This is a genomic window from Qiania dongpingensis, from assembly GCF_014337195.1.
GTDB lineage: Bacteria > Bacillota > Clostridia > Lachnospirales > Lachnospiraceae > Lientehia > Lientehia dongpingensis.
In genome coordinates, this window is the sequence record NZ_CP060634.1 from 2,536,624 (window position 1) to 2,562,764 (window position 26,141).

Here is a 26,141-nt window from a genome sequence, read left to right on the forward strand (position 1 = left end):
AGACATGGCAAAGCAGCAATATATCAAAATACGTGGTGCCAACGAGCACAATCTGAAGAATATATCGGTGGACATCCCCAGGGACCAGTTTGTAGTGCTGACGGGGCTGAGCGGTTCAGGAAAATCCTCTCTGGCCTTTGACACCATTTACGCGGAAGGACAGAGGAGATATATGGAGTCTCTGTCTTCTTACGCCAGGCAGTTCCTGGGACAGATGGAAAAGCCGGACGTGGAGAGCATCGAAGGGCTTTCGCCGGCCATCTCCATCGATCAGAAGTCCACAAACCGGAACCCCCGTTCAACGGTGGGTACGGTGACGGAGATATATGATTATTTCCGTCTGCTCTATGCGCGGATCGGGATTCCCCACTGTCCCAAGTGCGGCAGGGAGATAAAGAAGCAGACTATAGACCAAATGGTGGATCATATCATGAGCCTGCCGGAGCGTTCGAAGGTTCAGCTGCTGGCTCCCGTGGTCCGGGGGAGAAAGGGACGCCATGAGAAGGTGCTGGATCAGGCAAAACGGAGCGGGTATGTCCGGGTACGTATTGACAATAACCTGTATGAGCTGACGGAAGAGATCAGCCTGGACAAGAATATCAAGCATAATATCGAGATTGTGGTGGACCGTCTGGTCGTGAAGCCGGGGATTGAAAAACGGCTGACGGATTCCATTGAGACGGCCATGCAATTGTCTGAGGGACTGATGATCGCGGATGTGGCCGACGGGGAGCCAATCACGTTCAGCCAGAGCTTTTCCTGTCCGGAGTGCGGAATCAGCATCGAAGAGGTGGAGCCCAGGAGCTTTTCCTTCAACAATCCCTTCGGGGCATGTCCGGAGTGCGCGGGACTCGGCTACAAGATGGAATTTGACGAGGACCTGATGATTCCTGATAAAAGTCTCAGCATCAATCAGGGAGCCATTACCGTCTGCGGCTGGCAGTCTTGTGCGACCAAGGGCAGTTTTACCAGGGCCATTTTGGACGCATTGTGCAAGGAATATGATTTTGATCTGGACACTCCTTTTCAGGATTATCCGGAGCGGGTTCGCCACATCCTGCTTCATGGGACGAACGGAAAAGAGGTGAAGGTCCATTACCGCGGACAGCGGGGAGAAGGAATCTACGACGTGGCGTTTGAAGGGCTCATACGGAATGTGGAGCGCCGCTACCGGGAGACCGGATCCGAATCCATTAAGGCCGAGTATGAAAGCTTTATGCGGATCACTCCCTGTAAAGTATGCGGAGGGAAGCGCCTGAAGCAGACGTCGCTGGCGGTGACGGTCTGCGACAAAAATATTTATGATATCACATCCATGTCCATTGGTTCGCTGCAGAAATTCATGAATGATGTGGAACAAAAGCTGACGCCGACGCAGATCGCCATTGGAGGGCTGATCCTGAAGGAGATTCGTGCGAGGGTCGGATTTCTGGTCGACGTGGGCCTGGAATATTTGTCCCTGGCCCGGGGGACAGCCACACTGTCAGGAGGAGAGGCCCAGAGGATCCGCCTGGCCACACAGATTGGTTCCGGCCTGGTCGGAGTGGCATATATACTGGACGAGCCGAGTATCGGCCTTCACCAGAGGGACAATGACAAGCTCCTGAAGACGCTGATCCATCTGAGGGATCTGGGAAACAGCGTGCTGGTGGTGGAGCACGACGAGGATACCATGATGGCGGCCGACTGTATCGTAGATATCGGACCGGGGGCAGGAGAGCACGGCGGCGAGGTGGTGGCGGTCGGAAAGGCCAAGGAGATCATGGAGTGTCCGGACTCTATCACAGGCGCTTATCTGAGCGGCAGGACCAAGATTCCGGTTCCGGCCGCCAGAAGGAAGCCGACTGGTTTTCTCACGGTGAAAGGGGCCGCGGAAAACAACCTGAGAAATATTACGGTAAAGCTTCCGCTGGGAGTGTTCACCTGCGTGACCGGGGTATCCGGATCCGGAAAGTCTTCCCTGGTCAATGAGATTTTGTACAAGTCTTTGGCGAGAAAGCTGAACCGGGCCAGGCTGATTCCCGGCAGACACAAGGAGATTGAAGGCGTGGAGCAGCTGGATAAAGTGATCGCCATCGATCAATCTCCCATCGGGAGGACTCCCCGTTCCAATCCGGCCACCTATACGGGAGTGTTTGATACGATACGAGACCTGTTCGCGTCCACCGCAGACGCAAAGGCCAAGGGATATCAAAAAGGACGTTTCAGCTTCAACGTGAAGGGCGGACGCTGTGAGGCGTGCAGCGGAGACGGGATCTTGAAGATCGAGATGCACTTCCTTCCGGATGTGTATGTTCCCTGTGAAGTGTGCGGAGGAAAGCGCTACAACCGGGAGACCCTGGAAGTGAAATATAAGGGAAAGAGCATCTACGATGTGCTGGACATGACTGTGGAAGAGGCGATGAAGTTCTTTGAGAACCTTCCTGCCATCCGTCGGAAGATTGAGACGCTTTATGATGTGGGACTTTCTTATATCAAGCTGGGACAGCCCTCCACGACCTTGTCAGGCGGAGAAGCCCAGAGAATCAAGCTGGCGACGGAGCTGTCTAAGCGGGATACCGGCAAGACCATTTACATTTTGGATGAGCCGACTACTGGCCTCCATTTTGCAGACGTCCACAAGCTGGTTGAAATTCTGCAGCGTTTGTGCGAAAATGGAAACACCGTAGTGGTGATCGAACACAACCTGGATGTCATCAAGACGGCAGACTATCTGATTGACATGGGTCCCGAGGGCGGAGACGGCGGCGGAACCGTGATCGCCGAGGGAACACCGGAAGAGGTAGCGGAGAACCCTGTCTCATACACGGGAAAATATGTGAAGAGATATCTGTAGCAGAGAATGGACGAGGAGAATCAGACAGATGAGATTTATATTGATAAGGCATGGAGAGACGGATTGGAATACAGAGGGCAGATATCAGGGACAGACAGACGTTCCCCTTTCCGAGAGGGGGAAAGCCCAGGCGGCCGCGCTGGGAAAACGGTTTGAGTCAATCCCTGTGGACGCGGTCTATTCTTCTCCCCTGCAGAGGGCCTATGACACAGCTAGGGCGATTGCGGAGCCGAAGGGGCTTCAAATCCACAAGGTCGACGGCATCAAGGAGCTGGATTTCGGTGAATGGGACGGCCTGACAAAGGAAATGATCGAAGAGAAATTCGGGGAGGCTTTTTCATTATACAGGATTGAGCCTTTCCACTATCCGATGGCAGGGGAAGGGACGCTGAACCGGGCCAAGCTGCGTGTAGGCGCGGCGCTGGAGGACATAAAAGAGGAATACCGCCACACGGATAAGACCGTAGTGGTGGTGGCCCATGGCGGTATCCTCAAGCTGGCGGTATTTTACCTGCTGGATATATCCTCCCGCCTGTACCGGTGCATTGAGCTGGACAATACGTCTCTGACTGTCATTGATATAGAAAAGGACCGCAGTATCCTGCGTACTCTGAACGACGCCCACCACTTGGATTGACATTTATCGGGGATGCTCCTATAATAAAAGTGCGTCTATCCGGTATGATCCGGGATAGGGACGAGAGGGGGATGCATCAGCAGCCTTTGGCAGCCGGAAACCGAGAGGAGGATTCAAATGGATTTTTTTGATACATTGGGTGAAACAGTAGCGAGTGCCGGAAAAGTGATCAGTCATAAGACCAAGGAAGTGGCGGGCAGCACCAAGCTGAGCCTTCAGATTTCCCAGGAAGAAGCGAAGGTAAAAAAAGCTTATGCCGCTTTGGGCGAGGCTTTTTATGGGGATCATGCGGAGGATATGCCGGAGCAGTACGCCATATATGCGGTTGATGTGAAGGAATGTCTGGACCGGCTGAACGCCCTGAAGAAGGATAAGCAGATTCTGAAGAATCAGAAGCGCTGTGTGAAATGCGGCGCGCTGATGCCAAATGAGGATAAGTTCTGCGGAAAATGCGGAGCGGAAAATGAGATCCTGGTGAAGGACGAGGAACCGGAAGAGAAGGAAGAAGAGACGGCTGAAGAGGAAGGCGAGACCAGGGTCTGCCCGTCCTGCCAGGCGAAGGTCAGCGCAGAGCTTATCTACTGCCCGGAGTGCGGCGAGAAGCTTCAGCCATAAATTGCCGGTTTCCGGCAGTCCTGTCTGCTGAAGGGCGCTGGAAGAGAAGGACTGAGAAAGTACAGGCAGGAGGAAATTTTTGTGGAGAAAGAGATGATTATCGTTCTGGATTTCGGCGGCCAGTATAACCAGCTGATCGCCAGGAGGGTCCGGGAATGCAATGTCTATTGTGAGGTCCACCCTTACAGCATAGGGCTGGATAAAATAAGGTCCATGAACCCGAAAGGAATTATTTTTACCGGCGGCCCCAACAGCGTGTACGGTGATGATTCGCCCCGCTGTGAAAAGGAGCTGTTCGAGCTGGGGATTCCTATCCTGGGAATCTGCTACGGTTCTCAGTTGATGGCATATATGCTGGGAGGAAAAGTGGAAACGGCTCCCGTCAGCGAATATGGCAAGACAGAAGTGGAAGTGGACAGGGATTCTGTCCTTTTTGGCGATGTTTCGGCTCAGACGGTGTGCTGGATGAGCCATACGGATTATATTGCATCGGCGCCTGATAAGTTTCGCGTGACGGCGCATACGGCCGCATGTCCTGTCGCAGGCATGGAATGCCGGGAACAGAAGCTCTATGCGGTCCAGTTCCACCCGGAGGTGATGCATACTCAGGAAGGCATGAAGATGCTGTCCAATTTTGTATATAAGGTCTGTGGATGCAGCGGGGACTGGAGGATGGGCTCCTTTGTGGAGGATACTATCAAGTCTCTGAGAGAGAAGATCGGCGGTGGGAAGGTACTCTGCGCTCTGTCAGGCGGTGTGGATTCCTCTGTGGCGGCAGTCCTTTTATCAAAGGCCATCGGCAGACAGCTGACTTGTGTCTTTGTGGACCACGGCCTGCTCAGAAAAAATGAGGGTGATGAGGTAGAGGCTGTATTCGGACCCAATGGCCCTTATGAGCTGAATTTTGTCCGTGTGAATGCTCAGGAGCGCTATTATAAGAAACTGAAGGGTGTCACGGAACCTGAAAGAAAGAGAAAGATCATCGGTGAGGAATTTATCCGCGTGTTTGAAGAAGAGGCCAGAAAGATTGGCGCCGTGGATTATCTGGTGCAGGGCACCATCTATCCCGATGTGATCGAGAGCGGTCTTGGAGAATCCGCGGTCATCAAATCCCATCACAACGTGGGCGGGCTTCCCAGTGTGGTGGATTTTAAGGAGATCATCGAACCTCTCCGCCTGCTTTTTAAGGATGAAGTGAGGAAAGCCGGACTGGAGCTCGGTATTCCCGAATATCTGGTTTATCGCCAGCCTTTTCCGGGGCCCGGTCTGGGTATCCGTATCATCGGAGAGGTGACGGAGGAAAAGGTACGTATCGTACAGGATGCCGATGCCATTTACCGGGAGGAAATCGCCAATGCCGGACTGGACAAAGGCCTCGGCCAGTATTTTGCCGCTTTAACCAATATGCGTTCAGTGGGAGTCATGGGAGACGAACGTACTTATGATTACGCGGTGGCGCTGCGCGCCGTCAACACCAGTGATTTTATGACGGCCGACGTGGCGGAATTTCCCTGGGATGTTCTGAGGACCACAGCCAGCCGGATAGTGAATGAAGTAAAAGGCGTGAACCGGGTCATGTACGATCTGACCAGCAAACCGCCGGGAACGATAGAGTTTGAGTGATGAAATGAGATTGGAAAAGCCTGTGTTTATGCGGACTGCAAGCAAAATTGTTTAAGCTCTGGCAACGATTTGGCAACATTTCGGCTATCACTCACTGAATAATAGAATACTTCAATAACAGAAAAACCTTACTGATTTTCAGAAATGAAGCTGAAAGTCGGTAAGGTTTTTTGTGCGTTTCGAGGTTGAAAATTAGTCGGATTCGGGTTTCAAGTCCTGTAAGATAAGGTCGCTGAGTTCTTGTGAGGGAACGACCTTTCTCCAGTGATTTGAGGTATCTAATTCGGGATATTTGTACCGCCACTGGTCGTATTCCTCTTTGGTTATCTCTCCCTGTTCCAGACGGACAGCCTGTTCCTGCCATGCATGGAACATATCAAACATAGTGGTGTAGGTTGTTCCGGCGGATTTATCTAATCGCAGACACACTTCTCCGTCAATCTCTCCGATTTTCATCCCATACATATCTTCCAGCGCAAAGAGCGTGTGCATAAGCCCGATATAGCTGTCAATCTCCGGAACTGTGATTGCTCGTGGGCTGACATCAAGGATATGTGCCATTTCTTTTACAAGGTCTTGTTTCGGCGTTCTGGCTTCTGATTCGTACTGCGCCATACGGACATCAGAGGTTTTTCCGAGAAAACCGAGGAGTTCGCCCAGTTGCTTTTGCGTCATGCCTTTCCGATTGCGGAAAAAGCGGATTCTTTTGCCGATTGCCATAATAAAACCTCCGTTGTAGTTATAGTGATACAACCATTCTTGACTTAAACATTTTCGTTGAAGTTAGTATAGCATGGTGCAATAGGAATAGCAAGAGAAACTTAAATAAAAAAAGTTAAGATTTTGCTACAAACCACTTGACTTAACGGAATTTATTTAGTATTATACATACAGAACTTAAACAAAAAGAGTTAAAGCAGAAAGGGGAGGATAACTGAATGGCAGAAAAATCATTTATGACTGTGGAGGAAGTGGCTGCGGAATTGCGGGTGTCAAAGTCGAAAGCCTATCAGATTGTGCGGGAACTGAACGCGGAATTGCAGAAGCAGGGGTATCTGACGGTGGCTGGACGTGTGAACACTACTTTTTTTCATAAAAAGGTCTGTTACAGCGATTAAACGGAAAGGAGTTGATTTGAATGGCTGTATACAAGGACAATGCTACGGGAACGTGGCGGGTAATCTACCGCTTTACCAACTGGAAAGGCGAGAGGAAACAGACACAAAAAAGAGGTTTTGCTACCAAAAGAGAAGCGCAAGCCTGGGAGCATGAAATCATGCTGAAACAGGGCGCAAAGCTGGATATGACGTTTGCCAGCTTCTTTGAAGTTTACGAAGCCGACAAGAAACAGCGTGTTAAGGAAAGCACATGGGAATCCAAAAGCCATGTAATCCGCACAAAGATTTTACCGTATTTCGGGAATCGAAAAATAGCGGAGATTGAAGCAAAGGATATTATCGCATGGCAGAATGAACTCATGGCGTACCGGGACGAGAAGGGAAAGCCTTATTCGGCAGATTATCTGAAAACTATTCACGCCCAGCTTACGGCGATTTTCAATCATGCTGTGAACTTCTATAGCCTGCCCTACAATCCGGCAAGGCGGGCAGGAACAATGGGAAATGAGATTCCAAAAGAAGTGAATTTCTGGACGAAAGAGGAATATTTGAAATTCTCCGAAGCCATGATGGATAAGCCCCGTTCCTATTATGCTTTTGAAATGCTTTACTGGTGTGGAATCCGTTCCGGCGAACTGCTGGCACTCACTCCGGCTGATTTCAACTTTGAAAATCAGACGGTCACGATCAGCAAAACCTTTCATCGTTCTAAAGGGCGGGATATTATCACAAACCCGAAAACAAAAAAGAGCAACCGTGTAATCAAAATGCCAACTTTTCTCTGTGAGGAAATGCAGGAGTATATCAAAATGCTTTATGACATTAAGCCAGAGGAGCGACTGTTTACGGTCACAAAATCCTATCTTAATCACGAGATGGAGCGAGGGGCAAAGCAGGCAGGAGTGAAAAAGATTCGTGTGCATGATATTCGTCATAGCGCAGTTTCCCTGTTAATCGACATGGGATTTTCAGTGCTTGCGATTGGGGAGCGCATGGGGCATGAAGCGGAGAAAATCACTTATCGTTATGCTCACTTGTTCCCTACGGTGCAGACGGAAATGGCGGAGAAATTGGAAATGGAGCGTAGACATAAGGAGGACACAAATGGAAAGAACACTTGATTACAAAGGGCGGTGGCGCAATCATACGGTGGCGTTCCGGGTATCGGACGAGGAAGCAAAGCTGCTTAATGATTTGGTGGCGTTGTCAGGCTTGACAAAGCAGGACTATATCACAAGGCGGCTGCTGTGCCGGGATGTGGTGGTACAGGGCAATCCGAGGGTTTATAAGGCTCTGAAAAATCAAATGGCGGCTATCTATGAGGAATTGAAGCGGCTGGAAACATTAAGCCCGGACAATGACGAACTGCTTTACACGTTGCAGGTAATTGCAATTACGTTAGATGGTCTGAAAGGAGAAGATGAATGACAGAAAAAATGCAAACGACTGCTCCCGTATCATCTGTTGGCGCAGATGGGGCGCAGCCGCAATTAAAAAATCACAATGAAATTATAGCAAATGAAACAGCACAAATCAATCTGCAAGCCAAAAATCTCCTGGAGAAATCCGGGAGCGGCGGGTTTCAAACGGTTTCCATGACAGAACTGTATGATACAGTCTATCCGCCCAGAACGCCGATTGTAGACGGATTCCTCTATGGCGGCACTTATCTCTTTGTGGGTGCGCCGAAAGTGGGAAAATCATTCTTTATGGGACAGCTTGCCTACCATGTGGCAATGGGACTTCCTCTTTGGAATTATCCCGTCCGAAAGGGGACGGTGCTGTATCTGGCACTGGAAGATGATTACGCAAGGCTTCAGCGGCGGCTCTCTGGTATGTTCGGCGTGGAATGTGTGGATAATCTGTACTTTGCAACACAGGCAAAGACACTGAATGGGGGCTTGGACAGGCAATTAGAGGAATTTCTGAAAGAGCATACGGACGCAAGGCTGATTATCATTGACACGCTCCAGAAAGTGCGTGAGGTCGGCGGGGACAGGTACAGCTATTCCAGCGACTACGAGAATGTGACAAAGTTAAAGTCGTTCAGCGATAAATACGGTATCTGCCTGCTGGTGGTTCATCACACACGCAAGCTGGAATCCGAGGACAGTTTCGATATGATTTCCGGTACAAACGGACTGTTGGGTGCGGCAGACGGTGCGTTCATTATGCACAAGAAGAAGCACACTGACAATGAAGCGGTTATGGATATAGTGGGGCGAGACCAGCCGGATCAGGAATTGACTATAGAGTTTGACCGGGAGCGCTGTGTCTGGAAATTCAAAAAGGCGGAAACGGAACTGTGGAAACAGCCGTCGAATCCTCTGCTGGAAGCGATTAACAACTTTCTGACCGAGAATAGACCGGAATGGACGGGAACAGCAACGGAACTTGCAAGCCAGTTGCCGGATATACAGTTACAGGCGAATGTGCTTTCCAGAAAGCTGAATGTAGTCAACAGCCAGTTGATTAATGATTATGGGATTTTCTATGACAATAAGCGGGGGCATGAAAGGAAGATTATTCTGAAACGGCTTGAGCCGAGAGTATAAAAGCGACGATATGCGTCGGTTGCGACGGTATTTTTTACAATAGACTGGTATAGAAAATATCGACGCTATCGACGCAAACCGACGCAGAAAGGATTTTTATGAAGAACGTGCAAATTTCTTATGAACTGTTTGTATCTCTGCTACGCTATCATCTGGTGGAAGATGACGATTGTCTGAATCAAATCCGGCAGGGGTTAGAGCAGAAATTAGATTCACTGGTGCGTCATGAATTATATGCCAAATATAAGACTGCGCCCACACAGGAGGAACGGGAAAAAGCCAGACAGGAATATCTGAACAGGCGTGGAGTGTTGGATAGCTTTCGATGGTAGTTATTCCTTTGATGATAATTAACAGGAGCGTGTCACGCTCCTGTGGATAGCAGATAAAGAGAAAGGTGTGATTCGATGATTATTCAGCCGGAATGGGGAACACGGAATAAGAACAAATATTTTTACGAAAGCGAAACACGGAGAATAGCAGTCCTCAATGAAATTTTTGGAGAGATAGAACTGACAGAAGATGAACAGCGCATATTGATATGGCTTGCGGGGTGGGACGAATACACGATGGAGAATATGCTGTCGGTTATCCGAAAAGCGATGGCAGCGGAAGTAAAGCGGCTGGAACAGCCGCCCCGTCCGTAGGACGGAAGCCCCCGGCAGGGCGCAAAGGCAGCTTTTGATGGACGGAACGGCTGTCAAAAGTGCTTTTGCATTACTTTCGGCGAAAGTAACAAAGCCTATGCGCCGTATCCGGCGCTGATTACCCGAACAGGGAGAAAGGATATTGCTTGAAGCGAACGATTAGCTTTATGACAGGAAAAGGCTCTGTCAACCATAACAGCAGAAAATTCCATGCTAAGAATACTGACCCGGAGCGAAGCTGTTTGAACGTAGAATACTGCAACGAAAATGTTAAAGACGTATATCACGAATTATTTGATGAAGCACTCGCCCGGTACAATGCGAAGCAGACCAGAAGTGACCGCCGCATTGATGATTATTATGATAAAATCTGTTCCGGCAAGCAGGAGAAACCATTCCATGAGATTATCCTGCAAATTGGGGATAAGGACAATATGGGAGCGAAAACGGAGAACGGACAGCTTGCGGCAAAGGTGCTGGATAAATATATGCGGGACTTCCAACGTAGAAATCCTACATTGAGAGTATTCAGTGCTTATCTCCACATGGACGAAGCTACTCCACATCTCCATATTGATTTTATCCCTTACACGACAGGAAGTAAGCGGGGGCTTGATACAAGAGTTTCTTTGAAACAGGCGTTATCTGCTCTCGGATTTAAAGGTGGAACAAGACGGGAAACGGAATTAAATCAGTGGGTGTCTTATGAGAAAGAACAGCTTGCCGCTATCATGCTGGAACAGGGGATTGAATGGGAGAAAAAAGGCATACATGAAAAGCATTTATCTGTTCTGGATTTTGAGAAAAAGGAGCGGGCAAAGGAAGTTGCGGCATTGGAAGCGAAGAAAGCAGAATTACAAGAAGAAAATGCCACTTTTCAAGAAATCAACGAAGATTTGCATGAACAGTTGTTGCAGGTTGATGATGAGATTCATTTCTTGCGGGAAGATTTACAGGAGTCCCGGCAAGAAGCAGAGAAAGCGCAGAAACAGGTGGATAAATATCAGAAGCGCATGGATGAACTTGCTCCTATGGTAAAGAATATGGAGAAGCTGGCGGCAGACTTTTCTGCAGACCCGGAGCAAACGCTTCCAGAAGCAGCGGTTACGGAATCTGCAAAGTCGTATCGGGAGAAGAAGGCAAAGCCGCTAATAAAGAAAATCGTACAAGTCATGCGCTCTGTTTATTCGGCGTATCTGGATATTTCAAATAAGTTTACGAAGTTGCAAGCGGCGTATAGCAGGGAACGGAGTGGAAACGAGCGTCTGTCAAACAGGCTGGAAGTAGTCTTGGAGGAAAATCGAGAACTAAGGATGGTGGCGGCAGATTTTGATCGTGTAAAGGCGGTGGTTGGCTCTGAACAGGTAAACGCCGTGATTAACCGGGCGAAACAGCAGGAGCAGATAGAAGCCGAACAGAAACGGGCTGTAAGGAGAAAACATAATCAGGAAGCCCGTTGACATCCGGGAGGACTTTTAACAGCCCTCCCGGATGTCATAAAGTGAATTCCCATCAGTTGATCAAAAGGGGAACAGCGCAGACATCCAGTTTTATTTTAACTGGCTGGCAAAAAGAAAAAGAAAGTATGTTCGATAAAAAGTGCTTGCTTTTGAAAAGGTTTGATAGTATAATGAGGGAAAAATCAGGTATAAATTATTTCCCAGGAGTGATGTGGATGAAACAGGTACATTTAAGAGTCGATGATGAATTATATAATGAATTAAACGCATATTCTGTGATGATGGAGCAGACAATGCAGGATTGTGTGAGAGAAGCGGTTGCGTATTATGTTACTGATATGAGAAGAAAGCAACGGGAAGTGAAAGACCGCCAGTTTACATTTATTGATTTATTTGCCGGAATAGGTGGAATGAGAATTGCTTTTGAAAGGGCTGGCGGATACTGTGTCTATTCTAATGAGTGGAATAAATACAGTCAGCAGACATATTTTGCTAATTTTGGAGAGCAGCCAGAGGGAGACATTACACAGGTGCCAGCATCATCTATACCGAATCATGATATTCTGGTAGCCGGATTTCCATGTCAGCCTTTTTCTATCGCAGGTGTTTCAAAAAAGAACAGCCTCGGACGTGCAACGGGATTTGAGGATAAGACACAGGGAACACTCTTTTTTGATGTTTGCAGGATATTAAAAGAAAAAAGACCAAAAGCCTTTATGCTGGAGAATGTAAAAAATCTGTGCAGTCATGATAAAGGCAGAACTTTTAAGGTAATACTGGAATCATTAGAGGAATTGGATTACAGTGTATTTTATGCTGTTCTGGATGGACAGAATTATGTGCCTCAACACAGAGAACGGATTCTGATTGTGGGGTTTGACCGCAAAAAATATGGAAAGAATATGCAGTTTGATTTTGATTTGACACCTAAATATCCCAAACCTGTTATGCGTGATATTCTGGATGAAAGTGTTGATGAAAAATATACGTTATCAGATAAACTTTGGACATATCTACAGAATTATGCGGCAAAGCATAAAGCCGCAGGAAATGGATTTGGTTATGGGATTGCACCATTAGATGGTGTGTCAAGAACAATCAGTGCCAGATATTACAAAGATGGTTCAGAAATACTGATTGAGCAGGAAGGCAAGAATCCCAGGCGGCTGACGCCCCGTGAATGTGCGAGGTTGCAGGGGTTCCCGGATGACTTCAAAATTCCGGTATCTGATACTCAGGCGTATAAACAGTTTGGAAATTCTGTTGTTGTGCCGTTGATGGAAAATGTAGCAAAACTGATAGTAAAGAAACTGGAAGAAATAGATCAGACAGAAGAAAAAGAATTACAGAGGATGGTGATTTAGATGACTACAGGATATGCAGGACAGGCAATAAAATCTGTTCTCAACAGTGAAAAGGGATTTTGTAAATTTCTTTCTGCAAATGACACAGGAGCAACGGGTGGTCATCAGTCCGGTATTCTGATTTCAAAATCGGCTGTAGATATGATGTTCAGCAGACAGGAACTCGAACAGGATACAATTCCAAAAAGAATGGTAAAAATCAGATGGCAGGATGATTTTGAGACAGAAAGTTGTTTTACATACTATGAGAGTAAAAATGAATTAAGGATTACACGTTTTGGAAGAGGCTTTCCATTCTTAAAACCAGAGCAGACGGGAGCATTATTTGTATTTACACAGCAAACGGATGTTGATTACAGTGTATATTTTCTGGAAACAGATGAGGAAATAGAAGAGTTTCTTGATACATTCGGCATAAGCCCTACTGAGACGAACGGTCTTATTGATATAGAAAAAGTTTCGTCAGAAACGCAGGAAAGGATGGCAATACAGGAGTTTATCAGCGGCTTGGATGTAGATTTCCCTGCATCAGATGTAATGTCAGTGGCGGCTAGAACAATTGAAGAAAAAGCATATAATCATGTGGAATATATCCTTACAAATCCTGATGAGAAAATTATCAGTTGGACGAATATGGAATATACTCTTTTCAGAGCATTGGAATATGCAAGATATGGCGAAATTATTACAAAAGGATTTCATACTGTCGATGAGTTTGTAAGAGTTGCTAATGTAGTGCTGAATCGCAGAAAAAGTCGGGCTGGTAAAAGTCTTGAACATCATTTGTCAGCGATATTTGATGGAAATGGTATAGAGTATTCATCCCAAGCTGTTACAGAGGGGAATAAAAAGCCGGATTTTCTGTTTCCCTCTCAGGAAGCATATCATGATTATGATTTTTCAACGGATAATATTATTTCTCTGGCAGCAAAAACAACCTGTAAGGACAGGTGGAGACAGGTATTAAATGAAGCGGATAGATTGAGGGATAAACCAAAGTATCTCTGTACGCTTCAGCAGGGAATATCCGGAGCTCAGATGGATGAAATGCAGGCAGAAAATGTTATATTGGTTGTACCGAAGCCCTACATAGTGACATATCCTAAAGACCGCAGAGACAGAATATGGACATTAGCTCGGTTTGTGCAATATGTAAAAATGATTGAGGGCAAATAAGATGGATATAAAAAGCCCGGAAGAACGAAGCAGGAATATGGCGGCTATCCGTTCAAAGGATACCAAACCAGAGATGTATTTCAGAAAATTACTTTTTGCACAGGGATATAGATATAGTCTTAATTCAAAGAAAATCCCCGGACACCCTGATATTTATCTTCGTAAGTACAATACTGCGATTTTTATTCACGGATGTTTCTGGCACAGACATTCTGGCTGTCAATATGCGTATATACCGAAATCAAGAGTGGAATTCTGGCAGAAAAAATTTGAAGCGAATGTAAAAAGAGATTATATTGTCAGAATGGAATTGCAGGATAAGGAAATTAAGTGCCTGATTGTGTGGGAGTGTACAGTTAAGAGAATGAAAAGAAATTTAGCCGATTGTCAAAAATATTTAAAAGAGATAGAAAAATTTTTGAAGGGTAACCAAATGTTTCTGGAAATTTAATATACTGTGTTGAGTGAAAGGTTGTTTTAGGGTTTTTGAAAATAACAAGTGAGGAGGGAATTTAATGTACCGGATTAAAATAGAAAATTGCAATAATATTGTAGAGGGAGAATTAACTATTGAGGATGGAAAACTTAATATCTTTTATGGAATAAATGGTACTGGAAAAACAACGATTGCAAAAGCAATAGAGTTTTCAAAGGAATCACAAAAAATAGAAGAATTACAGTCTTTTTATACAGAGACTCCAGCATCTGTCTCAATCAGTCCGGAGGTTGGAAAGATATTGGTGTTTAATGAAGAATTTGTCAGAGATATTGTTTTTAAAGAAGATGAAGTAATACAGAATTCATTTGAAGTGTTTTTGAAAACACCTAATTATTCTCAAAAAAAGGCACAGCTCGATCAACATCTTCAAGCTTTGCATAATATTATGAAGCAGGATGAAGAAATACAAGAGTTGCAGAAATTATTAGATCAGATTGCGGGTAAATTTAAACGTAATGCTAATGGAAAACTTAATAAAACAGGTGTATATAAAAGTGTATTGTCTAAAAGTAATTTGTATAATATACCAGAAGAACTGGATAGCTACAGACCCTTTATTACAAATACAGAAATCAATATTCCTTGGATAGACTGGAAGTCTAAAGGAGATGCTTTTGATGTTGGAGATGGATGCCCATATTGTTCAGAAACATTAAACAGGTCTGTACACAATCAGAGAAAAGAGGTATTCAAAAAGACTTATAAAAAATCTGATTCGCAAAATCTCAAAGATTTGTTAGATTTGCTTGAAAGTTTAAGGATATATGTTAAACCGGAGAAGTATGATGAATTGGTATCTTATGTGAAAACGGATGTTCCAGAAGATATTATATCGGCTATTCTTGAAAAATTATTATTAGAATTGGATGTAATGTTGAAACGGTTTGCTGCTATTGTTGAGTTTGGTAACAGGAGGATTGTCCTCGCAGATATATCTAAACTTGAGCAACAAATTAATGAAATGGAGATTCCGAAAAGTTTTTTTGAGATTTTTGGTGGAGAAAAAATTGAAAATGTTATTAATCGAATAAATGATCAGGTGCTTGAATTACGTTCAGAAGCAGCAGTATTAAAAAGAGAAATGGGTGCATTGAAAGGTGTAATGCAAGCAACGATACAAGCATCACAAACGGATATTAATGAATTCTTGAAAACGGCAGGCATAAACTATGAATTAGTGATACTTGCGGAAGATGAAACTAATAGTCGTACAATATTAAAACAATGTTTTAGTGGAGAAAGAACAGATGTGACAAAGATATGAGATCATTTAAGCTGGGGAGAGAAAAACGCTTTTGCACTAATTCTGTTTATGTATTATGCTGTTATGCAAGACCCGGATTTAATCATACTGGATGATCCGATCTCATCATTCGATACTAATAAAAAGTATGCCATTCTTCATAGGATGTTTAAGAATATTGGGAAACGGGATGTTTCTTTAGAGGGAAAAACAGTTTTGTTTTTAACACATGACTTTGAGCCTATTACGGATTTTATCGTAGTTGGAAAATTAGGGGAAGAAAAGGCGCAGGCTTCTTTTATTTGTAATGAACATGGAAGTGTTAAAGAACACAAGATAGATCCAAATTTGGATGTGAAACTTATTACGATAGAGTGTAGTGAAATTGCAAAAAATACAGATATAAATATAGTTAGCCGTGTGGCTTTTTTAAGAAAGTTAAGTGAACTAAGTGGGCGGAATGGAGATTGGGATTTGGTGTATGAAATTTTATCTTGCCTCATTCATGCAAATGAAATAAAGAGAAAGTTGGGAAATAATAGATATATTGACATTGCCCCGGAAGATATTGCTATTGGAATATCTAAAATTAAGGAATATATTCCAGATTTTGATTATGATGAACTTAAAAATAGCATATATACCAAAGAAGGAATTAAAAATTTATACGATACTGAAACTAATGCGTACTTAAAAGTACAGTTATTTAGAGAAATGAATGAAATATTGACTCACAATGAAGTTAAAATCACACAAATGGATGGCGCTTGGTATAAATTTATAGACGAAACATATCATATTGAAAATGATTATCTACATTTTTTGGATATTATTAAATTTAATATTGTACCGAGTTATATAATTGATAATGTGGATGAAATTGTTTCTGGAATATAATTGAGATAGGAGCGAATGGATTATGAATTATTGGGCATGGGGCGGAAAATATATAGGCAGACGTTCCGGCGATTATCTTTATTCAAAGACTGGTAATCCTTTAGGAGTATTCTATGATGATGAGTTATATGATTTTTCTGGAAAATATATTGGAGAAATCAGAAATGAAAATAGAATTATTGTAAATAAAAGCCATAAAAACAAGCGAAAATTAGGAAGGTGTAAGCCTTGTGGAAAATGCGGATCTTCGTATTGTGATTATGTGGGATATGTTATGCTATGTGGTTATGAGGATTTTAATTTAGAATAAAATCTTTGGTATTAGTGGCAACATTTTGGCAACAAAAAATCAGTAAGCCAGAATAAATTATGTAATTGAAGTAAAAACGGTGCGTATCCGTATAAAACTTAAACAAATATAGTTAATAACAATAAAGAACACGCCGAGTTTGAATAATTAAATTTCTATATAGGATATATTATATGGCAGGTAGTCCATGAGATTGCCTGCTATACTTATATTGTCTACATTTTTAGGTTTATATCAATTTCCGTTATCTGTATAATGGTTTAAAACTGTTAGACACAATTTGCCTGTATCTTTAGTTAGAGGCATGGTACAATAAAACATCTTAGTAGAAATAAATGTGAGGATGTGCCATGAAGGATAGCAAATTATTGGATGAAGTTATTAGATACTATTTGGATTCGAGTAGTTTTAATGGTTTGCCTATTTATGAGATAGAAAATTATGATGTAAATGAAATGATAGAATTAATTAATGACGGGTTTGTGGAAGCAATTTCCGAAGTTGATGTGTTGAATCCTCATATCAAAGGATTTGATTTAGGGTTATCAAAGGAACATCAAATAGTAAATGCAAGAAATACCGATAGGCATACATGTTTTTATTCAACAGATCGGGCGTTAGAGGAAGTCCAAATTGATTATCAGAAACCATATACAGCCCTTTTGCAAAGAGGCAAGGAACAGTTTAAAGTCATTTTTTTGATATAGAAATATTAGAAAGATATATTAATAATCCAAAGTTCTTAGTCATGGATAATGGGTATAGAGGTACCATATGCATTAAAGATGAATTTTATGAAGAAGGTTCTCCGAATGATTATATTAAGGATTATGGTATGGCATATATAGAAGGCGAAATACTAAATAGAGCAATAGGAGTTTTTGTAATAGATTTAGCAAAATTATCCCCCAAAATTCAAATGCTTTGGAAAGGATTTGAGTTAGAAAACCAAAATAATTGCAAAGTTAGTGAGGGGTTTATTAAAAATTTGCTTATGGGAGAATGGGTCATCCAATACTGGATATTTCATGCTCTTTTAGAGGAAATGAGAGTGATTAATAATCTTTGTGAAGCAATGAGTATTCCTAAATTATTTTCACATACATATGGAACACAATATACAGATATGCCGGAGGGATATAGGAATATACTATTACCAACAATGAAGAATTATTATGATTTTGTGTTAGTGTTAGAAAAATTGGTAGTGCATAATATTTTGATAAAAGCATTTCAAAAAGATTCTGTACTTATAAAAGGAATAGAACGAAAAGATAAGGAAGGTAAGGATAAGGGCGGTATAGTAATGTTCAAAGAGTGGCTTCTTAAAAATGTTAAAGCTAATTTTGATGTAGATGAAGTTATAATTGGACCTATCAAGCAGGTAAGAAAGATTAGGCAGGTTCCTGCACATGAATTAACTAATAAATAGTTACAATGTAGATATATATGAAAAGCAAAAGGAATTGATGATAGACATATATGGTTCTGTTAGGGCAATAAGAATATAATTTAAGGGACATCCGCTTACAAAAGATGTGAAGATTCCAGATTATTTAGAAGATGGAAAGGACATTGCATTTTACTAATATATATACTAAAGTATTTATAAATAATAGTAACAGTTTGATAACAGAAAATCAGCAAGACAGAGTAAATGATGCTATATAGGGAATGTTACTCATATGAAAAACGCATTCGGGAAATAGCATGAGAGGGGGTGAAGAGAAATAATGAAGAATATGAAAATAGATGCTAATGGTACAGAAATCAGAGTGATGGGCGATGTTGTTAATGAGGATGCCTAAATTTCATTGACGGATATCGCAAAATATAAAAACCCTGACAATGCTTTTATTGTGGTGGCAAACTGGATGCGTAATCATTCCACGATTTCGTTTTTGGGTTTGTGGGAGCAGATCCACAATCCCAATTTTAAACCTATCGAATTCGATAGGTTTAAAGCGGAATCGGGAGATAATGCGTTTACGCTGACACCGCAGCAATGGATAAAAGCAACAGATGCAATCGGTATCGTATCAAAATCGGGACGATATGGTGGAACTTATGCTCATACAGACATTGCCTTTGAGTTTGCTTCGTGGATTTCCCCAGAATTTAAACTCTACATTATCAAAGACTATCAGCAATTAAAGAAAGATGAAGCAAACCGATTAGCGATTGGATGGGATGCAAAGAGAGAATTATCAAAAATAAATTACCGTATTCATACAGATGCTGTAAAGGAATTTCTGATAACACCGATATTATCTTCTCAGGAGATGGCATATACATATGCTATAGAAGCGGATATTTTGAATATGGCCTTATTTGGAAAAACGGCGGCACAATAGAGAAATGAAAAAGGAATAAGCGGGAAAACACCTAATATCAGAGATTTTGCTTCGGCAGAGGAATTGGTGGTACTTATCAATCTGGAAGATACAAACGCTGATTTGATAAGGCAGGAAGTGCCTAAAATCGAAAGGTTAAAAATATTAAGAGAAAAAGCGTACAGGCAATTGGAACTTTTGAAAAAGAACCAAGATACGATTGAGGCACTAAAGAAAAATCTTATTGAAGATACAGAAACAAACAGTTGATTTTCTAAGCAAAACAGCTTATGATTTGAGGCGGAACATATTGTTATTATCCACAGTTACAGAGCAGGTGTTATCAATGCCGATAGCAATAGCTCATATAGGCAGGATAACATGGATATATCAAATAATCAAAAGAACTATAAACACGACAGCGAATAATTTCTAAATAAAATTGATTAGTAATTGTCGAGTTTGAATAGTAGACATTGTTTTGGGCAAAAAACGTCAGCCTGTCATAAAATGAGAAAAAAGTCTCGAATCTTTAGAGAAATCTAAAGTTCGGGGCTTTTTTTGTTACGGTAAAAGCTCCGCAACCCCAGTAAATACAACGTTTTCCCAGAGATTTTCTAAGATGAGGGCTAGGTTGTTGCCCGCAATCCCCCGCTCCTTTGGCAGCACAAGCTCCGTCGTCACCTCGATGCCGGACTGTTTCGCCAGCGCCTCATAGCGTCGGCAGAGGGTGTCCGCCACATAGTTCTCGCACAGGGGCGGCTGGACGGCCTGCTCTATGCTGCCCTCGTAGTCGTCCAGATGCGAGAGGGCTTCTTCCACCTCGTTCTTTTCCAGCAGCCCCAGCAGCCCCTGAATGTGCCGCCTGCGGTCGTGCCGGATACGCTATATCTCCTTGGCGTGGATTTCCAGACCCGCCATGCGCACCCGGTGCAGATCCAGCTTTTGGTAAAGCCTGCAGCAGAACACCGCCAGCAGGCAGGTCAGCAGCGCCGAGAGGACGCCGAAGCCCACAATGTCGGTCCAGACCGCCAGTTCCGGGGAAAAGAGGCCGTAGAAAAAGAAGGTGGCGCTGCGGCACAGCTGCAGGACCTGACTGGCGAAGATCAAAATGAACACCAGAGCGCTGTTCGGCGGACCGTCAGCCAATCCTACACCACATAGATACAGAAAGACATGGTCATGGCCTCGCGGAAGGAATCCCACGCCACCGGCTTCAATAAATAGTGGATGGCCTCTACCTCAAAACCGTCCGCGTAATGCTCCCGGTGGTGGTAAACACATTCGCGCCCCGGCTTCTCAAAGGCCAGCGTGGAGACAGGCAGGCCTTTTTCTTTCCCGTACCGGGTGCAGAATTCCAGCAGCAGCTCCCGGTCCGCCGCCTGATCGTCGCAGAGTACAGCCAGCATCATTCCATCCCCTTCCTGTAAGGTAAATCACAAAAAATCCAGTTTGTCAAGACCATTATATTATGAGAAAACGATAATTTATAGGCAAATACCTCCGGCTCAGGCCGTATGGGAACGGCTTAGGCTTTTACTATTGATTTCACCTTTCAAATCTGCAACAATCGAAGTAGAAAAATTCAAAGGGCGATTTCTGCGGTTTTTTCAAAAATCGCGACAAGGGGGTACCCCCTTGTCTTACCTATTACCGTAGGTAAGACAAACAACCCTATCAACTCAATTTTTTGGCACACGGGCCGACAGTCCAGATGAAGGAGGTATATGTATGAGAATGAAGCGAAAAAGCAGGCTGCTGTCTTTGGGGTTGTGCCTGTGTATGCTGCCCGTCACATTTCCACTATCCGGCATGACCTACGCGGCGGAAACGTCCTGCCCCAACCACCAGGAGCATACCCAGGAGTGCGGGTATGTGGAAGCCCAAGAGGGCGCGCCCTGCACCCATACCTGCGAGCTGTGCGACGGCAGCACTGATAGCACCCCCGCGGCGGAGAGTACGCCTGTGCCTGAGGCAACGCTCGAGGCGGAGGCTTCCCCTGCACCAGAGTCCACTGCGGTGGTAGCACTGGGCAGCAATTCTGTTATGAATGGTTTGTCTCCCGTTGCTGTTGTACCAGGCGGAAACGTCTACAATGGGGATACCCTTGCTAGTGCGCTTGGGGGGAACGACAATGCAACGGTAAACGGAAACACAGTCACATTAAATAAGGACGTCAATCTCAACGGCTATGTGCTTTTTTATAATGCCCCGGTGATATTAGACCTTAACGGCTATACTCTGGGTGCGGATGACTCTCTGAATCCGGGAGGGTATGGCGGTATGCTCTCTGTTTACGGCGTTACGCTTACGATTCAGAATGGAACGATACGTAGTGACACTTCTGCATTCCCTTCCATCCGGGTTTATGGCGGGGGTTGTATAAATTTGGAAAATGTGCAAATTGAAGGTGACGTTATAGTGGATGAAGACAGCACATTTCAGGCGAATACTACGCTTGTTGTCAAGGGCGGATTGCTGAGCAGCGGGACAGTTAGAATTGCGAACGGCGCGACTCTCGATTTGACAAACGGCTTCCTCAGTGCTTCGGATAGACGCAAGCTGGTCATCTTCAAGGCGGACAATAATGAAGCGTGGGATACGGAGCATCCGCTGGTTTTGGCGGATGTGCATACGTCTGATTGGTTCTTTAAGCTGGACCCCGATGAAAGCGGACTTCCCGAGGGCTATCATCTTGCATATGCCCTGAACGGCGGCACCAGCGAATGGAAATTGCAGCCTCCTGGCTATGCGGTGAGTTATAGTTTGGCGAGCCATCTGCACGCGGATTCCACGCAGGGAACTGTTAAGCAAGGTGATGATTTAACCATAATGTTGACGGCGGAGCAGGGTTACCAAATCATTCGTGGGAATGTCCATGTCTTTGCAGTGGAAAACGGCGGAGATGAACCAAAGCGAACCAAACGGGAATTTGACTACGATGAGGCAACGGGCGTTCTGACCGTGGAAAATGTAACCACAGATTTATATATCCAGGTTTTAGAAAAAATCATCGTTACATCCGCGATCCTGGAAAACGGACGGATTGAGATTGAGGATACAGTTGAGCACTTAACCCATGACGCTGATTTTTTGGCTGCATATCAGGAAAAGATCATCATTCGATGTTATCCGGACCCTGGGTATCAGCTATCATCTCTCACGGTAAATGGCAAAACATTCGAGTCTGGTTCGGTTTATACTGTAATGGGACCAACCGCCGTAACGGCAGTAATCGAACCTGCCCAGGTTCCTCTAGAGATTCCCCCGAAGATTACCACCACTACGCTGAAAAGTGGATTGGAAACGGCGGAATATCAAGAACTTCTTGGGGCCAGCGGCAGCACGCCCATCACCTGGAGTGTGGTAAAGGGAAGGTTTCCGGATGGCCTGACGCTTACGTCTACCGGCCATATTCAGGGAACACCGGTTTTGCCCGGGATTTTTAAGTTTACGCTCAGAGCGGAAAACAGCGTTGGCAGTGATGAGAGAAAATTTACGATTGAGATCAGGGCTCTCCCAGATGGCTGCAGTACCTATAGCTATGAAACCTTGACTGACCCGGCCACCGGCATCAAAGTGAGCGGATTGTTCAGCAGCGATGCGGCCCTGGCCGTCAGGAAAAATGAAGTGCTTCATGAGAAAGGCGCCTGCCCGGCTTGCGACGACATCCGTGCCCGGCAGGAGAGGGGAGAACTTCTCGTCCTTTACGACATCGGCATATCCACGGGCTCCTATCAAGGGGAGCTGGAAGTCACCATCCCGGTGGGAGAAGCCATGAACGGCCAAACCGTCTACTTCCTTCACTGCAGCGAGAAGGTGCTGGAAAGTCGCACCCTCACGGTGGAAAATGGGGTTGTCACCGACACGTTCTCGAGTCTTTCTCCCTACGCGGTGGCAAAAACCGAGAGCAAGACCGTCATCACCGGCCTGCCGGATGCCTGTACCCTGAATGTAGGCCAGAGCATAAGCTGGATGCCTGCGCCGGTGGGCGGCGCCTGGAGCTATGATAAGGACTATCTGGAAATGACCCAAGGCGGCGGTACCTACACCTTTAAGGCCTTGAAAGTGGGAAAGGCCACAGCGACCTATACTGTGGACGGCGTGTCCTACACAGTAACGATTACCATTAACAAGGTCAGAGAGGCTCCCGGCCCCAGCCCTGCTCCGGAGAACCCAACCCCGAAGCCGGGAACCTCTCAGTCAGAGAACCGAACCCCGCAGACCGGCGACACGTCGAACACACTGCCGTTTGTGCTGCTGGCGCTGGCCTCGCTGCTGGGCTGTATCGGTCTGATTTCCTGCAAAAAGCTGGGTCGTAAAAACGGCAGGAATAAATGATTTTTAAGAACTGAGCGTTGCCATACCCTCTAGCGGGAAAATGGCGGCGCTCAGTTTTCCTATACAAAATTGTTTTGTGCTTGTAGAGTTTGAATAGTAGGCAGTGTTTTGGGGCAAAGTTGATTATTCTGTTAGGGGCAAAAATCCCCACAACCCCAGTAAATACGGCGTTTGTGACGAAAGTTATTACGCACTTTGGAGACGTGACTCCATGGAAGGGAGAGGGTGTAGAGGACGATGGGATTTACACATTGTTATATATCATGGCTTTTATCCCTGTTTTCTGTAGAGCAGCACCGAGGCGGTGAAGGTGTCCGGGGTGTAGGTGAAGCCCGCTATACCGCCGCAGCGCTCAGCTACCGCCCTGATGCTGGCAATCCCCACGCCCTCGGCCCTGTTTCTCCCCGGTTTGGTGGAGTAAAACCGCTCGTTCTCCTCATAGACCGGACCGGAGAAGCCATTTTCCATGCGGATCAGGACCCGCCCGGCTTCGGTCTGTACCTTTAACTGGATAAATCGCCTGCCCTCTTCTGCGTCCAGCGCAGCGGTCACGGCGTTTTCCCACAAGTTTCCTAAGATAACGGCCAGGTCGCTGCCTGCAATCCCCGGCTCTTTTGGCAGCGTAAGCTCCGTTGTCACCTCGATACCGGACTGCTTTGCCAGCGCCTCATAGCGGCGGCAAAGCGTGTCCGCCACATAGTTCTCGCACAGGGGCGGCTGGATGGCCTGGGCCATGCTGCCCTCGTAGTCGTCCAAATAGGTCAGGGCCTCCTGAATCTCGTTCTTCTCCAACAGTCCCCGCAGCACCTGAACGTGCTGCCTGCGGTCGTGCCGGATGCGCTTCATCTCCTCGGCGTGGCTCTCCAGATCTTCCATGCGCGCCCGCTGCAGATCCAGCTGATGGGCAAGCTGGGCGTGGACGGCGGATTCCCGCGCAGCCTTCGCCGCGCTCCGGATGGCGGAGGCCATCTGCGAATAGGTCAGGAAGGCGCACAAGAGGAGCAGGATTTTGATGGAGTAGGCCGCTGCCGGACTGCCCTCGATGGGAAGCAGGTTGATCTGCAAGGTGTATAGGATCACGAAAAACAGGGGAATCATCCATAACCTGGCATATTCATTCCAGCCCTGTCCCTGCAGCTTTTGGTAGAGACTGCGGCAGAATACCGCAAGCAGGAGCGTCAGCAGCACCGAGGGGACGCCGAAGCCCACAATGTCGGTCCAGGCAAAGTCGCCCACCGCCAGCTCCGGAAAAACGAGGCCGTAAAAAAAGAAAGTGACGCTGCGGCACAGCTGCAGGACCTGGCTGGCGAGGATCAGGAGGAACACCAGAGCGCTCTTTGGTTCATGGGTGGCGGCCCGCAGGCAAAAAAAGCCCGTCAGGAACCACAACAGCAGCATGGGCGTGCTGGTATCCAATTCATAGGGAAGCCAGGTGTCAAGCCCCGCGGAGATGGCCATCGACAGCGCGCTGCCGATAAGGGCCAGAGTTGCCACGGCCAAAGGAAGCAGCGCCGTGCGGCGGACTGTCAGCCGGTCTTTCACCACATAGATACAGAAGAACATGGTCATAGCCGCCTCTATGATACAGACGATATATTCGGAAGCGATTGTTTCCATCCTTATCCCTCCATCCGTTTGAACACATACGACAGGTATCGGTTTTTAATGGCGGCTCGGCCGTCCCGGGACAAGGGAATTTCCCGCCCGTCCTTCATCAGAAAGGCGTCATCCGTCACCCGCTCCACGAAATCCATGTTGACAATGAAGCAGCGGTAACAGCGCAGGAAGGGGTCGCCGCCCAGGGCTTCCTCCAATGCGGCGAGAGACTGATTCACCGTCACCTCTCCCTTGCCAGTATGAAGGATGGTCTTGTGTCCGTAGACCTCGATGTAGCAAAGGCCGGAAACGTCCACATCCACCTCGGCGTGTCCGGCCGTGACCCGCACGGACCGCGCCTGCGCGGCGGAACGGTCATGCACCCGGCGCATGGCCTCGCAGAAGGTATCCCACGCCACTGGCTTTAAGAGATAGTGGATGGCCTCCACCTCAAAGCCATCCGCGTAGTGTTCCCGGCTGGTGGTGGTGAACACAATCGCACCCCGAAACCCCTTACTCCGTAAAATGCGCGCCGCATCTACCCCCAAGGCTCCTTCCATGTAAATATCTAAAAACAACACGTCTGCGCCCCTCGCCTCCCGGCTTTGCAGCAGCGCCCCGGCGTTCTCAAAGGCTAAAGTGGTGATGGGCAGGCGGTTTTCCTTCCCGTACCGGGCGCAGAAATCAGCCAGCAGTTCCCGGTCCGCCGCCCGGTCGTCACAGAGTACAGCCAGCATGTCTTTTCCCCCTTCCCGTGAGGTAAATTATAAATAATCCAGTTTGTCAAGACCATTATACCATGAAAAAACGACTATTTATATGGCAATACCTCCGGCTCAGGCCGTATAGGGCCGGCTTACGCTTTTACTATTGATTTCATCCTTCTAATCT

26 protein-coding genes and 2 pseudogenes are annotated in these 26,141 nt (G+C 45.9%); 21 read left to right on the plus strand and 7 right to left on the minus strand.

What is annotated here, in order from left to right:
- Positions 1 to 4 precede the first annotated feature (4 nt).
- From uvrA to guaA, 4 genes are all read left to right on the plus strand, one after another.
- The gene (gene uvrA / locus H9Q78_RS11825) at positions 5 to 2,836 is read left to right on the plus strand and encodes an excinuclease ABC subunit UvrA (RefSeq protein WP_249301927.1); all 2,832 of its coding nucleotides are present in this window, start codon (positions 5 to 7) and stop codon (positions 2,834 to 2,836) included.
- Positions 2,837 to 2,864: 28 nt separating this feature from the next.
- Positions 2,865 to 3,473, plus strand: coding sequence for a histidine phosphatase family protein (locus tag H9Q78_RS11830; RefSeq protein WP_249301928.1), 609 nt, complete (start codon positions 2,865 to 2,867; stop codon positions 3,471 to 3,473).
- A 117-nt stretch (positions 3,474 to 3,590) separates the two neighbouring features.
- Complete coding sequence (locus H9Q78_RS11835) at positions 3,591 to 4,088, plus strand: zinc ribbon domain-containing protein (protein ID WP_249301929.1); 498 nt, start codon at positions 3,591 to 3,593, stop codon at positions 4,086 to 4,088.
- An 81-nt stretch (positions 4,089 to 4,169) separates the two neighbouring features.
- A complete protein-coding gene (gene guaA, locus H9Q78_RS11840; RefSeq protein ID WP_283245050.1) occupies positions 4,170 to 5,711 on the plus strand; it encodes a glutamine-hydrolyzing GMP synthase in 1,542 nt (513 codons plus the stop codon).
- Between the two features lie 192 nt (positions 5,712 to 5,903).
- On the opposite strand, the gene H9Q78_RS11845 is transcribed toward guaA, so the two are convergent.
- Positions 5,904 to 6,431, minus strand: a complete 528-nt coding sequence (locus H9Q78_RS11845; RefSeq protein ID WP_249301930.1) for a helix-turn-helix domain-containing protein — start codon at positions 6,429 to 6,431, stop codon at positions 5,904 to 5,906.
- A gap of 218 nt (positions 6,432 to 6,649) precedes the next feature.
- Between H9Q78_RS11845 and H9Q78_RS11850 the strand changes: the two genes are divergently transcribed.
- The 10 genes from H9Q78_RS11850 (at position 6,650) to H9Q78_RS11895 (ending at position 14,482) form a co-directional block, all read left to right on the plus strand.
- Complete coding sequence (locus H9Q78_RS11850; RefSeq protein ID WP_249301931.1) at positions 6,650 to 6,829, plus strand: helix-turn-helix domain-containing protein; 180 nt, start codon at positions 6,650 to 6,652, stop codon at positions 6,827 to 6,829.
- Positions 6,830 to 6,849: 20 nt separating this feature from the next.
- Entirely contained in the window at positions 6,850 to 7,950 is a 1,101-nt protein-coding gene (locus tag H9Q78_RS11855) for a site-specific integrase (protein ID WP_249301932.1), read from the plus strand.
- A complete protein-coding gene (locus H9Q78_RS11860; protein WP_249301933.1) occupies positions 7,934 to 8,257 on the plus strand; it encodes a plasmid mobilization protein in 324 nt (107 codons plus the stop codon). Before H9Q78_RS11855 ends, H9Q78_RS11860 begins: the two co-directional genes overlap by 17 nt.
- Positions 8,254 to 9,384, plus strand: coding sequence for an AAA family ATPase (locus tag H9Q78_RS11865; protein ID WP_249301934.1), 1,131 nt, complete (start codon positions 8,254 to 8,256; stop codon positions 9,382 to 9,384). Before H9Q78_RS11860 ends, H9Q78_RS11865 begins: the two co-directional genes overlap by 4 nt.
- A gap of 98 nt (positions 9,385 to 9,482) precedes the next feature.
- Positions 9,483 to 9,716, plus strand: coding sequence for a complexin-2 (locus H9Q78_RS11870; protein WP_249301935.1), 234 nt, complete (start codon positions 9,483 to 9,485; stop codon positions 9,714 to 9,716).
- A 75-nt stretch (positions 9,717 to 9,791) separates the two neighbouring features.
- Positions 9,792 to 10,031: a hypothetical protein gene (locus H9Q78_RS11875; RefSeq protein WP_249301936.1), complete on the plus strand. Its 240-nt coding sequence runs from the start codon at positions 9,792 to 9,794 to the stop codon at positions 10,029 to 10,031.
- A 167-nt stretch (positions 10,032 to 10,198) separates the two neighbouring features.
- Positions 10,199 to 11,491 carry a plasmid recombination protein gene (locus H9Q78_RS11880; protein WP_249304824.1) on the plus strand — a complete coding sequence of 431 codons (1,293 nt, stop codon included), beginning with the start codon at positions 10,199 to 10,201 and terminating at the stop codon, positions 11,489 to 11,491.
- A 41-nt stretch (positions 11,492 to 11,532) separates the two neighbouring features.
- Positions 11,533 to 12,855 carry a DNA (cytosine-5-)-methyltransferase gene (gene dcm / locus H9Q78_RS11885; protein ID WP_249301937.1) on the plus strand — a complete coding sequence of 441 codons (1,323 nt, stop codon included), beginning with the start codon at positions 11,533 to 11,535 and terminating at the stop codon, positions 12,853 to 12,855.
- On the plus strand, positions 12,856 to 14,031 hold the full coding sequence (locus H9Q78_RS11890; protein ID WP_249301938.1) for a type II restriction endonuclease: 1,176 nt from the start codon (positions 12,856 to 12,858) through the stop codon (positions 14,029 to 14,031). It abuts the gene before it with no gap.
- A 1-nt stretch (position 14,032) separates the two neighbouring features.
- Entirely contained in the window at positions 14,033 to 14,482 is a 450-nt protein-coding gene (locus H9Q78_RS11895; RefSeq protein ID WP_249301939.1) for a very short patch repair endonuclease, read from the plus strand.
- Here the strand turns inward: H9Q78_RS11895 and H9Q78_RS14665 are convergent.
- Positions 14,445 to 14,543 (minus strand): annotated as a pseudogene (locus H9Q78_RS14665) (hypothetical protein); the annotation flags it as partial. The gene H9Q78_RS11895 and the pseudogene H9Q78_RS14665 sit on opposite strands and share 38 nt — an antisense overlap.
- Positions 14,544 to 14,546: 3 nt before the next feature.
- Between H9Q78_RS14665 and H9Q78_RS11900 the strand changes: the two are divergent.
- From H9Q78_RS11900 to H9Q78_RS14600, 6 genes and pseudogenes are all read left to right on the plus strand, one after another.
- Positions 14,547 to 15,794, plus strand: a complete 1,248-nt coding sequence (locus tag H9Q78_RS11900) for an AAA family ATPase (RefSeq protein ID WP_249301940.1) — start codon at positions 14,547 to 14,549, stop codon at positions 15,792 to 15,794.
- A gap of 63 nt (positions 15,795 to 15,857) precedes the next feature.
- Positions 15,858 to 16,670, plus strand: a complete 813-nt coding sequence (locus tag H9Q78_RS11905; RefSeq protein ID WP_249301941.1) for a P-loop NTPase family protein — start codon at positions 15,858 to 15,860, stop codon at positions 16,668 to 16,670.
- Between the two features lie 22 nt (positions 16,671 to 16,692).
- Complete coding sequence (locus H9Q78_RS11910; RefSeq protein ID WP_249301942.1) at positions 16,693 to 16,980, plus strand: hypothetical protein; 288 nt, start codon at positions 16,693 to 16,695, stop codon at positions 16,978 to 16,980.
- Between the two features lie 350 nt (positions 16,981 to 17,330).
- On the plus strand, positions 17,331 to 17,687 hold the full coding sequence (locus H9Q78_RS11915; protein WP_249301943.1) for a hypothetical protein: 357 nt from the start codon (positions 17,331 to 17,333) through the stop codon (positions 17,685 to 17,687).
- Between the two features lie 128 nt (positions 17,688 to 17,815).
- Positions 17,816 to 18,412, plus strand: coding sequence for a hypothetical protein (locus H9Q78_RS11920; protein WP_249301944.1), 597 nt, complete (start codon positions 17,816 to 17,818; stop codon positions 18,410 to 18,412).
- A 301-nt stretch (positions 18,413 to 18,713) separates the two neighbouring features.
- A pseudogene (locus H9Q78_RS14600) lies at positions 18,714 to 19,583 on the plus strand (KilA-N domain-containing protein).
- A 294-nt stretch (positions 19,584 to 19,877) separates the two neighbouring features.
- Here the strand turns inward: H9Q78_RS14600 and H9Q78_RS11930 are convergent.
- From H9Q78_RS11930 to H9Q78_RS11940, 3 genes are all read right to left on the minus strand, one after another.
- Positions 19,878 to 20,135 carry a hypothetical protein gene (locus H9Q78_RS11930; RefSeq protein WP_249301945.1) on the minus strand — a complete coding sequence of 86 codons (258 nt, stop codon included), beginning with the start codon at positions 20,133 to 20,135 and terminating at the stop codon, positions 19,878 to 19,880.
- A 63-nt stretch (positions 20,136 to 20,198) separates the two neighbouring features.
- Positions 20,199 to 20,462, minus strand: a complete 264-nt coding sequence (locus H9Q78_RS11935; protein ID WP_249301946.1) for a hypothetical protein — start codon at positions 20,460 to 20,462, stop codon at positions 20,199 to 20,201.
- Positions 20,463 to 20,464: 2 nt separating this feature from the next.
- Positions 20,465 to 20,725 carry a hypothetical protein gene (locus H9Q78_RS11940; protein ID WP_249301947.1) on the minus strand — a complete coding sequence of 87 codons (261 nt, stop codon included), beginning with the start codon at positions 20,723 to 20,725 and terminating at the stop codon, positions 20,465 to 20,467.
- A 319-nt stretch (positions 20,726 to 21,044) separates the two neighbouring features.
- Between H9Q78_RS11940 and H9Q78_RS11945 the strand changes: the two genes are divergently transcribed.
- Positions 21,045 to 23,654 carry an Ig domain-containing protein gene (locus H9Q78_RS11945; RefSeq protein ID WP_249301948.1) on the plus strand — a complete coding sequence of 870 codons (2,610 nt, stop codon included), beginning with the start codon at positions 21,045 to 21,047 and terminating at the stop codon, positions 23,652 to 23,654.
- Between the two features lie 270 nt (positions 23,655 to 23,924).
- Here H9Q78_RS11945 and H9Q78_RS11950 read toward each other — a convergent pair whose 3' ends face one another.
- Positions 23,925 to 25,271: a sensor histidine kinase gene (locus H9Q78_RS11950; protein WP_249301949.1), complete on the minus strand. Its 1,347-nt coding sequence runs from the start codon at positions 25,269 to 25,271 to the stop codon at positions 23,925 to 23,927.
- Positions 25,272 to 25,273: 2 nt separating this feature from the next.
- Complete coding sequence (locus H9Q78_RS11955; protein WP_249301950.1) at positions 25,274 to 25,987, minus strand: LytR/AlgR family response regulator transcription factor; 714 nt, start codon at positions 25,985 to 25,987, stop codon at positions 25,274 to 25,276.
- Positions 25,988 to 26,141 lie beyond the last annotated feature (154 nt).

Coding starts and splice junctions, on each gene's coding strand:
- H9Q78_RS11910 (WP_249301942.1), top strand. CDS start 16,693: ATGAATTATTGGGCATGGGGCGGAAAATATATAGGCAGACGTTCCGGC.
- H9Q78_RS11905 (WP_249301941.1), top strand. CDS start 15,858: ATGCAAGACCCGGATTTAATCATACTGGATGATCCGATCTCATCATTC.
- H9Q78_RS11955 (WP_249301950.1), bottom strand. CDS start 25,987: ATGCTGGCTGTACTCTGTGACGACCGGGCGGCGGACCGGGAACTGCTG.
- uvrA (WP_249301927.1), top strand. CDS start 5: ATGGCAAAGCAGCAATATATCAAAATACGTGGTGCCAACGAGCACAAT.
- H9Q78_RS11830 (WP_249301928.1), top strand. CDS start 2,865: ATGAGATTTATATTGATAAGGCATGGAGAGACGGATTGGAATACAGAG.
- H9Q78_RS11860 (WP_249301933.1), top strand. CDS start 7,934: ATGGAAAGAACACTTGATTACAAAGGGCGGTGGCGCAATCATACGGTG.
- H9Q78_RS11890 (WP_249301938.1), top strand. CDS start 12,856: ATGACTACAGGATATGCAGGACAGGCAATAAAATCTGTTCTCAACAGT.
- H9Q78_RS11835 (WP_249301929.1), top strand. CDS start 3,591: ATGGATTTTTTTGATACATTGGGTGAAACAGTAGCGAGTGCCGGAAAA.
- H9Q78_RS11850 (WP_249301931.1), top strand. CDS start 6,650: ATGGCAGAAAAATCATTTATGACTGTGGAGGAAGTGGCTGCGGAATTG.
- H9Q78_RS11865 (WP_249301934.1), top strand. CDS start 8,254: ATGACAGAAAAAATGCAAACGACTGCTCCCGTATCATCTGTTGGCGCA.
- H9Q78_RS11915 (WP_249301943.1), top strand. CDS start 17,331: ATGAAGGATAGCAAATTATTGGATGAAGTTATTAGATACTATTTGGAT.
- H9Q78_RS11900 (WP_249301940.1), top strand. CDS start 14,547: ATGTACCGGATTAAAATAGAAAATTGCAATAATATTGTAGAGGGAGAA.
- H9Q78_RS11880 (WP_249304824.1), top strand. CDS start 10,199: ATGACAGGAAAAGGCTCTGTCAACCATAACAGCAGAAAATTCCATGCT.
- H9Q78_RS11845 (WP_249301930.1), bottom strand. CDS start 6,431: ATGGCAATCGGCAAAAGAATCCGCTTTTTCCGCAATCGGAAAGGCATG.
- H9Q78_RS11875 (WP_249301936.1), top strand. CDS start 9,792: ATGATTATTCAGCCGGAATGGGGAACACGGAATAAGAACAAATATTTT.
- H9Q78_RS11920 (WP_249301944.1), top strand. CDS start 17,816: ATGGCATATATAGAAGGCGAAATACTAAATAGAGCAATAGGAGTTTTT.
- H9Q78_RS11870 (WP_249301935.1), top strand. CDS start 9,483: ATGAAGAACGTGCAAATTTCTTATGAACTGTTTGTATCTCTGCTACGC.
- H9Q78_RS11855 (WP_249301932.1), top strand. CDS start 6,850: ATGGCTGTATACAAGGACAATGCTACGGGAACGTGGCGGGTAATCTAC.
- H9Q78_RS11945 (WP_249301948.1), top strand. CDS start 21,045: ATGAGAATGAAGCGAAAAAGCAGGCTGCTGTCTTTGGGGTTGTGCCTG.
- H9Q78_RS11940 (WP_249301947.1), bottom strand. CDS start 20,725: ATGATGCTGGCTGTACTCTGCGACGATCAGGCGGCGGACCGGGAGCTG.
- H9Q78_RS11950 (WP_249301949.1), bottom strand. CDS start 25,271: ATGGAAACAATCGCTTCCGAATATATCGTCTGTATCATAGAGGCGGCT.
- H9Q78_RS11895 (WP_249301939.1), top strand. CDS start 14,033: ATGGATATAAAAAGCCCGGAAGAACGAAGCAGGAATATGGCGGCTATC.